The sequence below is a fragment of the Streptomyces swartbergensis genome, from assembly GCF_002148965.1.
GTDB lineage: Bacteria > Actinomycetota > Actinomycetes > Streptomycetales > Streptomycetaceae > Streptomyces > Streptomyces swartbergensis.
In genome coordinates, this window is the sequence record NZ_NGFN01000322.1 from 1 (window position 1) to 9,786 (window position 9,786).

The 9,786-nt window shown below is 70.9% G+C and carries 7 protein-coding genes and 1 tRNA gene; 2 read left to right on the forward strand and 6 right to left on the reverse strand.

What is annotated here, in order from left to right; all coding sequences use genetic code 11:
* The first annotated feature begins 85 nt into the window (after nucleotides 1-85).
* Complete coding sequence (locus tag CA983_RS34630) at nucleotides 86-946, forward strand: RNA polymerase sigma factor SigF (RefSeq protein ID WP_086604721.1); 861 nt, start codon at nucleotides 86-88, stop codon at nucleotides 944-946.
* Nucleotides 947-1,250: 304 nt separating this feature from the next.
* Here CA983_RS34630 and CA983_RS34635 read toward each other — a convergent pair whose 3' ends face one another.
* The 6 genes from CA983_RS34635 to CA983_RS34665 form a co-directional block, all read right to left on the reverse strand.
* Nucleotides 1,251-2,744 carry a DEAD/DEAH box helicase gene (locus tag CA983_RS34635; protein ID WP_086604722.1) on the reverse strand — a complete coding sequence of 498 codons (1,494 nt, stop codon included), beginning with the start codon at nucleotides 2,742-2,744 and terminating at the stop codon, nucleotides 1,251-1,253.
* Between the two features lie 228 nt (nucleotides 2,745-2,972).
* Nucleotides 2,973-3,176 (reverse strand): cold-shock protein, encoded by a 204-nt coding sequence (locus CA983_RS34640; RefSeq protein ID WP_086604723.1) that lies wholly within the window; start codon nucleotides 3,174-3,176, stop codon nucleotides 2,973-2,975.
* A 1,194-nt stretch (nucleotides 3,177-4,370) separates the two neighbouring features.
* Nucleotides 4,371-4,443: transfer RNA gene (locus CA983_RS34650), tRNA-Lys, on the reverse strand.
* 157 nt (nucleotides 4,444-4,600) lie between these two features.
* Nucleotides 4,601-6,790, reverse strand: coding sequence for a DEAD/DEAH box helicase (locus CA983_RS34655; protein ID WP_086604724.1), 2,190 nt, complete (start codon nucleotides 6,788-6,790; stop codon nucleotides 4,601-4,603).
* Between the two features lie 383 nt (nucleotides 6,791-7,173).
* Nucleotides 7,174-7,713: a hypothetical protein gene (locus CA983_RS34660; protein WP_086604725.1), complete on the reverse strand. Its 540-nt coding sequence runs from the start codon at nucleotides 7,711-7,713 to the stop codon at nucleotides 7,174-7,176.
* 87 nt (nucleotides 7,714-7,800) lie between these two features.
* Nucleotides 7,801-8,151, reverse strand: a complete 351-nt coding sequence (locus CA983_RS34665; protein ID WP_059420586.1) for a metallopeptidase family protein — start codon at nucleotides 8,149-8,151, stop codon at nucleotides 7,801-7,803.
* A gap of 83 nt (nucleotides 8,152-8,234) precedes the next feature.
* Between CA983_RS34665 and CA983_RS34670 the strand changes: the two genes are divergently transcribed.
* Nucleotides 8,235-9,786 (forward strand): metallophosphoesterase family protein (locus tag CA983_RS34670; RefSeq protein ID WP_086604726.1); only part of this gene is annotated, 1,552 nt, incomplete at its 3' end.

Here is a 9,786-nt window from a genome sequence, read left to right on the forward strand (position 1 = left end):
GGCATGAGCCGGGCGACTGGGGGTAGCGGGGCTGGAGGTGGCCTGTCGGGGGACGGGAGCGGGCCGGAACTACGAGGGAGGGCCCGTGACGGCGACGACGCGCATCGGCACGACGACGGATTCCGCCACCGACACCGGTGAGGAACTGCCGCAGATCACCGAGCCGCAGAAGCTCGCCCCGCAGGACGCGCGTGGGCTGACCGGCCAGTTCCTCGAACGGCTCGCCGTGCTGGAGGAGGGCACGCCCGAATACCAGTACGCGCGCAACACGCTCATCGAGATGAACATGTCGCTGGTGCGGTTCGCGGCCCGCCGGTTCCGTGCGAGCGGCCAGGCGATGGAGGACGTCGTCCAGGTCGGTGTCATCGGGCTGATCAAGGCCATCGACCGGTTCGAGGTCTCCCGCGAGGTCCAGTTCACCAGCTTCGCGGTGCCGTACATCATCGGCGAGATCAAGCGGTTCTTCCGCGACACGTCCTGGGCCGTGCACGTGCCGCGCCGCCTCCAGGAGGCCCGTACGGAACTCGCCAAGGCCACCGAGGAACTGGCCTCCCGCCTCGGCCGCGCGCCGAAGGTCGCGGAGCTGGCGGCGCTGATGAACCTCTCGGAGGAGGAGGTCGTCGAGGCCCAGGTCGCGGCGAACGGCTACCTCTCCTCGTCCCTGGACGCCGCGATCACCGGCGACTCGGAGGACAGCGACACCACGCTCTCCTCGTTCATCGGCGAGGAGGACCCGGCCCTCGAACTCGTCGAGGACTTCCACGCGCTGGCCCCCCTGGTCGCCGAACTCGACGAGCGCCAGCGCCTCATCCTCCACCTCCGCTTCGTCGAGGAACTCACCCAGGCGGAGATCGGCAAGCGCCTCGGCATCTCCCAGATGCACGTCTCCCGCCTGATCTCCCGGACGGTGGCACGGCTGCGGTCGGGGATGCTGGCGACGGGCTAGAGGACGCAGAGGGGCCTTGGTGCCGTATGGCATCAAGGCCCCGAAGGAACCGGTAACTGCACCACCATCTGCCGGTCCTGGTCCTGCGCCGGCCTTCTGTTTCCGTGCCGTCGCCTCGTGGAACAACCTGGCTCCGACACTCCACCACCGGACCGTCACGCTTCAGCCGCTCCGACCACTGACCCACGGCCGTGCCGAGAGCGGCACGGCACGCGGTGAGGGCCCTGCCGGCGCGCGTCGGCAGGGCCCTCACTGTTCTGTTCGGCTTCGGCCCCGCGGTCAGCGGCGAGGCGAAGGGCCCGTGCTAGGCCACCGCGCCGACCGTGTTCTGCCGTCCGGAAGCGCGGCGGGCCGCCGAAGCGGGGCTGCGCCGGCCGCGTGAAGTGGCACTGCGCTTGGGACGTTCGACCACCGGCGCCTTGATGACGACCGGGACGCCGGAGGGCGCCTGGGCACCGGTGATGCGGTGCAGAGCCTCTTCGCCGGCGCGGACCTGGGTGGTCTGCGGGACGATGCCGGCCGCTGCCATGAGGCGGGTCATGTCGCGGCGCTGGTTCGGGGTGACCAGGGTGACGACACTGCCGGACTCGCCGGCGCGGGCGGTCCTGCCGCCGCGGTGGAGGTAGTCCTTGTGGTCGGTCGGCGGGTCGACGTTGACGACGAGGTCGAGGTTGTCGACGTGGATGCCGCGCGCCGCGACATTGGTCGCCACCAGCACGTTGACGTGTCCGGTCTTGAACTGCGCCAGCGTGCGGGTGCGCTGCGGCTGCGACTTCCCGCCGTGCAGGGCGGCGGCCCGTACCCCGCTGGTCAGGAGATGCTCGGTGAGGCGGTCGACGGCGTGCTTGGTGTCGAGGAACATGATCACCCGGCCGTCGCGTGCGGCGATCTCGGTGGTGGCCGTGTGCTTGTCGGCGCCGTGGACGTGCAGCACGTGGTGCTCCATCGTCGTGACCGCGCCGGCCGAGGGGTCGACGGAGTGAACCACCGGGTCCGTCAGATAGCGGCGGACGAGCAGGTCGACGTTGCGGTCGAGGGTGGCGGAGAACAGCATGCGCTGGCCCTCGGGGCGGACCTGGTCGAGCAGGGCGGTGACCTGCGGCATGAAGCCCATGTCGGCCATCTGGTCGGCCTCGTCGAGGACGGTGATGGAGACCTGGTTCAGCCGGCAGTCGCCGCGGTCGATGAGGTCCTTGAGGCGTCCCGGGGTGGCGACGACGATCTCGGCACCGCCGCGCAGCGCGCTCGCCTGCCTGCCGATCGACATCCCGCCCACCACCGTGGCCAGCCGCAGCTTCAGGGAATGGGCGTACGGGGTGAGCGCGTCGGTGACCTGCTGCGCCAGCTCACGCGTCGGTACGAGGATCAGCCCCAGCGGCTGCCTGGCCTCGGCGCGCTGCCCGGCCGTACGGGCCAGCAGCGCCAGCCCGAAGGCGAGGGTCTTGCCGGAGCCGGTGCGGCCACGGCCCAGGACGTCCCGGCCCGCGAGGGAGTTCGGCAGGGTCGCGGCCTGGATCGGGAACGGTTCACTCACGCCTTGCGAGCCGAGCGCGGCCAGCAGCTCCGCGGGCATGTCGAGGTCGGCGAAGGCCTCCACGGCGGGAAGCGCGGGGGTGATCGTCCTGGGGAGGGCGAACTCCCCCTGGATCGCGGCGGGTCGGCGGCCGTAACCGCCGGAGCGGCTCGGCCCGCCGGACCGGCGCGGGGCCGACGAGCCGAATCGGCTGCCACCCTTTCCGGAGTCGGCACTGCCGTTACGGGTGCGGGGGAAGCGGTCGTTCGTGCGTGTGCGGTTCATGCGGAACCTTCCTCGATGCGGCACATATCAAGGAATTCCCGCAGCGATGAGCGGCACGGAGAATTGCAAGAATTGGCCGATAGAACGTGAAAGCGAAGCTGGCCGGCGGAAAATATGTGCGGGCGCAGGCGCTGAAATGTCGGCGCGACCGGGGCGCCTGGGAAATGCGAGCAGCTGGGGCCCGCACCCCGAGGGATGCGGGCCCCAGCTGCACAATGCGCGTCAGTGTCAGGCGGGAACGATGTTCTCGGCCGTCGGGCCCTTCTGGCCCTGCGCGATGTCGAAGGTCACCTTCTGGCCCTCGAGCAGCTCGCGGAAGCCCTGGGCGGCGATGTTCGAGTAGTGGGCGAACACGTCAGCGCCGCCACCGTCCTGCTCGATGAAGCCGAAGCCCTTTTCCGCGTTGAACCACTTCACGGTACCAGCAGTCATGTCATATCTCCTTTGGGGCAGTGCATAGGGATCCGCACAGCGCGGACACCATGTCGCCGCGATGATCACCCCGCCCGGAAAAACGACCGGAAATACAAAAGTGCCCCCAGCGGCACGGAGGCCGACCGGAGAGCACTTGAAGTTTCGGGAACCACAACTGCAACTGAGATCGACAGTAGCACGCCGCAGCGGCCTGTGTGCGGTGAAGAATCCCACCCCACTTATTGCGGCAGAGAATCTGTCTGCGTGTTCCGTTGAAATCTCAGTTCGCGGGCACAGTTATTCTGAGTGCCGGTCTGCCGCACCCCCGGCAGCCGGGCTATCCACTGTGTCGTGCGGGAGCCCTCCCGCGAGGTCGGCACCACCGCGCGCCGCCCGGTCACAACCCGAGCCGGGGAGAGGGTGATCCGGGCCAGGGTGAGACGCTGACGCTGGCCTCCGGAGTGTCCGTCTCTGTCTGCAACTGGCTCCGGTAGTGGGGATGACCCTGTCGACGGCGGGGACGCGCGTGCGCATCACGGCTCTCGGGCCGGCCGCTTCCACTCCTGTACAGCCGCGGGCCCGGCTGGCAGATCGTCACCGGCCACGCCGACGCCTCCGGGCTCACCACCGATGAGTGCGGGCTGCGGGCGCAGTCAGGGACGAGCCGATGACCAGGCGACCCGGGCCGCCGCCCACCGCCCGCCGACGAGCTGACCTACGCCCCGCACCAGGGCTGGGCCTGCTGCTGGTGCGGCAGGCCGCTGTGGACCGCCCTAGGGGGCGTGAGCGTGGGCCGGGAGCGAGGCGCGAACGGCGGACTACTCCGCCTGCAAGCCCGTGCCGACCCAGACCACGCCGTACTCCAGGCGCCACTGACCCCCCGCTACCGGCAGCGCCACCGACCGCGCCGGTAGCGGGATGAGCCCGCCGAAGGTGCTGGGATCGCTCGTGGGACCCTCCCCCGCGAGCAATCCCGGAGAGGACACCGGAGGCGGGACAGGGGGGCCGTCCCCCGTGGGGCGGCCACCCACTCCCCTTCCCCCCAGGGGAGTTGAACGGTCCTCAGCTGGGATCCCCGCCAGCTGGGGGCCGTTCGCATGTTCAGCATGATCCTTTGACCCTCGGGCCAGCTACGGGCCGGCTAGCGATCACGAACACTGCTCAAAACGGGCGAAACCCCAGGTCGACGATGTCTGACCTGGGGTTTCTCTGTAGGCCCTGTGGGACTCGAACCCACAACCAATGGATTAAAAGTCCACTGCTCTGCCAATTGAGCTAAGGGCCCAGGCGATGTTGCCCCCACGAGCATAGCCGGACCAGGCCGAGTCTCCGATCGGGTATCGGTGACCCGGCCGTGCCGAGGGTGTGAAAACACCCTCCGGAACGGCGGAGCGCCGTGGCCCCGGGGGGACGGGGGCCACGGCGCTCGTCATGCCTGTGCGTCAGCTGTTGCGCTTCCAGCGCGGCTTGTCCTCGCGGCGCTGGAAGGAACCGCCGCCACGGTGGTCGTCACGACGCCCCTGCGGACGGTCGTGCCCGGGACGGTCGTGCCCGGGGCGGTCGTGCCCGCCGGCGCGGTAGCCCGGACGGTCGTCCCGGCGGTCCCGGTTGAAGGGACGGTCGCTGCCACGGTGCCCACCGCGCTCGTCCCGGCGGAAGCCACCACGGTCGTCACGACGCTCGAACGGACGCCCGCCACGGTCGTCACGACGCTCGAACGGACGCCCGCCACGGTCATCACGACGCTCGGCCGGACGGCCACCGCGGTCGTCACGACGCTCGAAGGAACGGCCGCCACGGTCGTCACGACGGAAGCCGCCGCGCTCACCACGGTCGCCCCGGTCCGCCCGGTCGTCCCGGCGGAAACCACCACGGTCGCGGTCACGGTCGAAGGAACGGCCGCCACGGTCACCGTCACGGTCCCGGTCGCGGTCCCGGTTGAACGCACCGCGGTCGTCACGACGCTCGAACGGACGGCCACCGCGGTCGTCACGACGCTCGAAGGAACGACCACCGCGGTCGTCACGACGGAAGCCGCCGCGCTCACCCCGGTCGTCACGACGCTCGAAGGACCGGTCGCGTCCGGCCCCGCCGCGCTCCTCGCGCCGCTCCCGCCGCTCGTACGGCGCGGGAGCCTCGGAGCGCTGCTCGCGCTCGACGTCCTGCGCGGTCCGCTGCTCCGGCACCGAGATCTCGACGCCGGCCACAACCTCCGCGGGCTCCCCGGCCACCACGGCCGCAGGGTCCTCGCCGCGCTCCCGAGCGACCCGCGCGAGCAGCCGGTCGGCCTCCTCACGCAGCTCGTTCGCACGCCGCTGCGCCCGCTCCAGCTCCTTGGTGAGCTGGGCGACCTCGCGCTCGGCCTGCTGCGCGGCGTTGCCCACGGACTCGGCCTGGACCTCGGTCATCGACCGGGCGCCGGTGATCTCGGCGACCTCCGGGTCGAAGGCCCCGGCGCTCTGGATGATGTGACGCCCGGCGTCGACGCCCGCGTCCTCCATCAGCCGGAAGATCTGACGCCGCTGGTGCGGCAGGGACAGGGACACGACCGTGCCCGTGCGGCCGGCACGCGCCGTACGGCCCGCGCGGTGCAGGTAGTCCTTGTGGTCGCCGGCCGGGTCCACGTTCAGCACCAGGTCGATGCCGTCGACGTGGATGCCGCGCGCCGCGACGTCGGTCGCGACGAGCACGTTGACGTACCCGTCCTTGAAGTCGGCCAGGGTCCGCGTCCGCGCGCCCTGGGTCATGCCGCCGTGCAGCGCGTCGGCCTTCACACCGGAGTCGCGCAGCTGCTCGGCGACGCGGTCGGCGCCCAGCTGGGTACGGACGAAGATGATGGTGCGGCCCTTGCGGGAGGCGATGGCCGCGGTGACCGGCGCCTTGTCCTTGGGCTTCACGATCAGGATGTGGTGCGACATGGTCGTCACCGCGCCCTGGGCGGCGTCCACCTCGTGGTGGACCGGGTCCTTCAGGTACCGGTCGACGAGGGTCTTGATCTCGTTCTCCATGGTCGCGGAGAACAGCATCCGCTGACCGCCCGCCGGGATCTGGTCGAGCAGCTCCGTCACCTCGGGCAGGAAGCCCAGGTCGGACATCTGGTCGGCCTCGTCGAGAACGGCGATCTGCACGTTCTCCAGCGAGCAGGCGCCGCGGTTGATGATGTCGCGCAGCCGGCCCGGCGTGGCGACGAGGACGTCGACGCCGCGCTCGAGGGCGTAGATCTGGTTGCCCATGGACGTACCGCCGCAGACGACCTTCATCTTGAGGCCGAGGACGTCGCCGTAGGGCTGGAGCGCGTCGGCCACCTGCATGGCGAGCTCACGCGTCGGCGTGAGGATGACGGCCCGCGGCTTGTGCTTCTCGGTGCGGCCGCCGGCCAGCGTGGCCAGGGTCGGCAGACCGAAGGAGAGGGTCTTGCCGGAGCCGGTGCGGCCACGGCCGAGGATGTCCTTGCCGACCAGGGCGTCCGGGATGGTCGCGGCCTGGATCGGGAAGGGGGTGGTCACACCGTTCTGCGCGAGCTTGCGCACGATGCCCTCGGGGAGACCGAGGCCGGCGAAAGTGAGTTCGGGGGTGTCGTCGGCTGCCTCGTTCTCGGGCACGACGATGTGATCAGTACTGGCGATGGACATGCGAATGCGAAACCTTCCGGAGTCTCGTCGGCACGCGCCCGTCAACTCCGTGATTCGCGATTCGCAATACGACCGCCTCAATGCGGTCCACCACGGCAAGGGAGAGAGTACGCGCCACACGGCGCGCTCTGCGGTGGCGCCGGGCAAGATGGGATCAAACGATCTGCCACCATACGCACTCCGGGCCCCACAAGGCAAACCGGACTGTGCAGGAGACAGCGGGCTGCTTTCCGACGGCCGGACAGCTTCCCGAATCCTCCCAACCACCCTCCGGCCGGAAATGTTCCCGCCGTGACGATGGACTCCGCCCTGCGCCGGCGACCGCCACTACGGCGCGCTCCCGGCCGTGCACCGGCGACCCCCGCTACAGCGCGCTCCCGGCTCTACGCCGGCGACCCCGCCTCCGGTGCCGGCTCACGCTGCGCCAGCTGCGGCCCCGGCGGCTCGTGCGCCGACGACGACGGCTCCGGCTTGTCCGTCGGCTCCGGCGACGTCGTCACCTCGGTCGGTGTCGGCGTGGGCTCGGGATCGGCCGACCGGGTGGGCGTCGGTGGAGCCGGCGGCTTCGGCGTCGGCCTGGCCGGCTTCCCCGGCTTGTCGCGCCCCGGCGCGGAGGCGCTCACCACGGCGGACGGCGACGCCCCGGGAGTCGCCGACTCCCCCGCCCCACCGCCCTTGCCCTTCTCGCCCTTCTTGCCCTTGCCGCGCCCGCGCTCGCCGTCGGCCGCCGCCGCATCGAGCCCGGTACCGCCGCCCGACGCCGCCGAGCCACCGTCGGGCGCCTCGCCGCCCCGCTGCCCGGCGGAGTGCGACGGCTTGACGCTCCCGCCCGCGTCGCCGTCGCCGACGCTCATGCAGCCGGCGGCAGCGGCGACGGCCACGACCGTGGCGGCCAGACGGACGGGTACGTACAAGGGGCGCACGGGGCCACCTCCGGGAAGGGTGAGGGAGTCAACACCTCCAACTCCCGCCGCCCACAAGAGGACACGCGCCCCGCATTCACAGCCCGCTCAGCCGTAACCCAGGGCGTGAAGGCGCGCGTCGTCGATGCCGAAGTGGTGCGCGATCTCGTGCACCACTGTGATCTCCGTCTCGGCGACGACGTCCTCCCGCGACTCGCACATCCGCAACGTCGGATTCCGGTAGATGGTGATGCGGTCCGGCAGCACACCGGCGTACCACTCGCCCCGGTCGGTCAGCGGGGTCCCCTCGTACAGCCCGAGCAGCTCGGGATCGTCCGACGGCGGATCGTCCTCGACGAACACCGCGACGTTGTCCATCAATCGCGTCAACTCCGGCGGGATCCGGTCGAGCGCCTCGGCAACCAGTTCCTCGAACTCCTCGCGCGTCATCTCCAGCACAGGCCCATTGTCGGCCACGACACAGCCGTACGAGAGCCATCCGGCGTCGCATATCCGGCCCGTCACTTGGGCATACGGGACCAATGGCCCGCGTCCCCGCCGCAGTCCTGAGTGTCCTGAACCCGATCCGCAAGGCCCCGCGCACCCTCGCCCGCCGCTACCGCTCCCGCCAGGCCCCGGCCACGATCGAACTCGTGTCGCAGCCGCACCCCTGGTCCCGCGCGGTGGGACTCGTGGCCGTCGTCCTCCTCGGTGCCTGGCTGGGCCTGCTGGTCGTGGGCAATGTCCGGGTCCCGGTCGGCCCCATGAACACCACCATGACCCTGCGCCCTTCCTTCACGGGCGGCACCAAGATCAACATCTCGCCTCTGGGTGCCCTTCAGCTGGACAGCCACATCGCTCCCGTCCGCCTGGACGTGAACGTCGACCAGCTCGACCCGGAGCGCTCCCGGGCCCTGGTCGACCACCCCGAACGGCTCTCCGGCCTCCAGGACGAGGTCACCGAGGACGTCGGACGCGGCACTCTCGACCTGGCCGTCCGCTCGGGCGTCGCCGTCGTCGGCGGCGCCACCGCACTCGGCCTCGCGGTCTACCGCCGGCCCCGCCGCGCCCTGGCCGCCGGCGGCCTCGCGCTCACCCTCCTCGCCGCCTCGGGCGGCACGGCGTACGCCACCTGGCGCCCCGACTCCGTCCTGGAACCCAAGTTCTCCGGACTGCTCACGTCGGCCCCCTCCCTGGTCGGCAACGCGCGCAGCATCGTCACCGAATTCGACGTCTACCAGAAGGAATTGGCCCGCCTGGTCACCAACGTCACCAAGCTCTACGACGCCACCTCGACCCTCCCGGCCTACGCGCCCGACCCCTCCACCATCCGGGTCCTGCACGTCTCCGACATCCACCTGAACCCGGCGAGCTGGAAGATCATCGCCTCGCTGGTGGAGCAGTACAAGGTGGACGTGATCGTCGACTCGGGCGACACGATGGACCACGGCACGGCCGCCGAGAACGGCTTCCTGGACCCCATCGAGGACCTCGGGGCCCCCTACGTCTGGGTCCGCGGCAACCACGACTCGATGATCACCCAGCGCTATCTGGAGGGCCTGAAGAACGTCCACGTCCTGGACGACGGCCGGGCCAAGACGATCGAGGGCCTGCGCTTCGCGGGCATCGGCGACCCGCAGTTCACCCCGGACCGCTCGAAGCAGCCGGGCAACGAGCAGTCCCAGGAGCTGGCCGGATCCCGCCTGGCCACGGCCCTGCGCGACCAGCGCACGGCGGGAACCCCGGTGGACATCGCCATCGCCCACGAGCCGTCGGCGGCCCGCGAGGTCGACGGCGAGGTGCCGCTGGTGCTGGCCGGCCACGTCCACCACGACGAGATGGAAGTCCTGAAGTACGGCACCCGACTGCGCATCGAGGGCTCCACGGGCGGCAGCGGCCTGCGCGCCATCGAAGGCAAGCACCCCGACCCCATCGAGGCGTCGATCCTGTACTTCGACCGGGACAACCGCCGCCTCCAGGCCTGGGACGAGATCGAACTGGGCGGTCTCGGCCTGACGACAGCCGAGGTCAGCCGCCACATCCCGGAGGAGAACCAGCCCGGCGCGACCCAGTCCCCGACCACCCCCACGACAG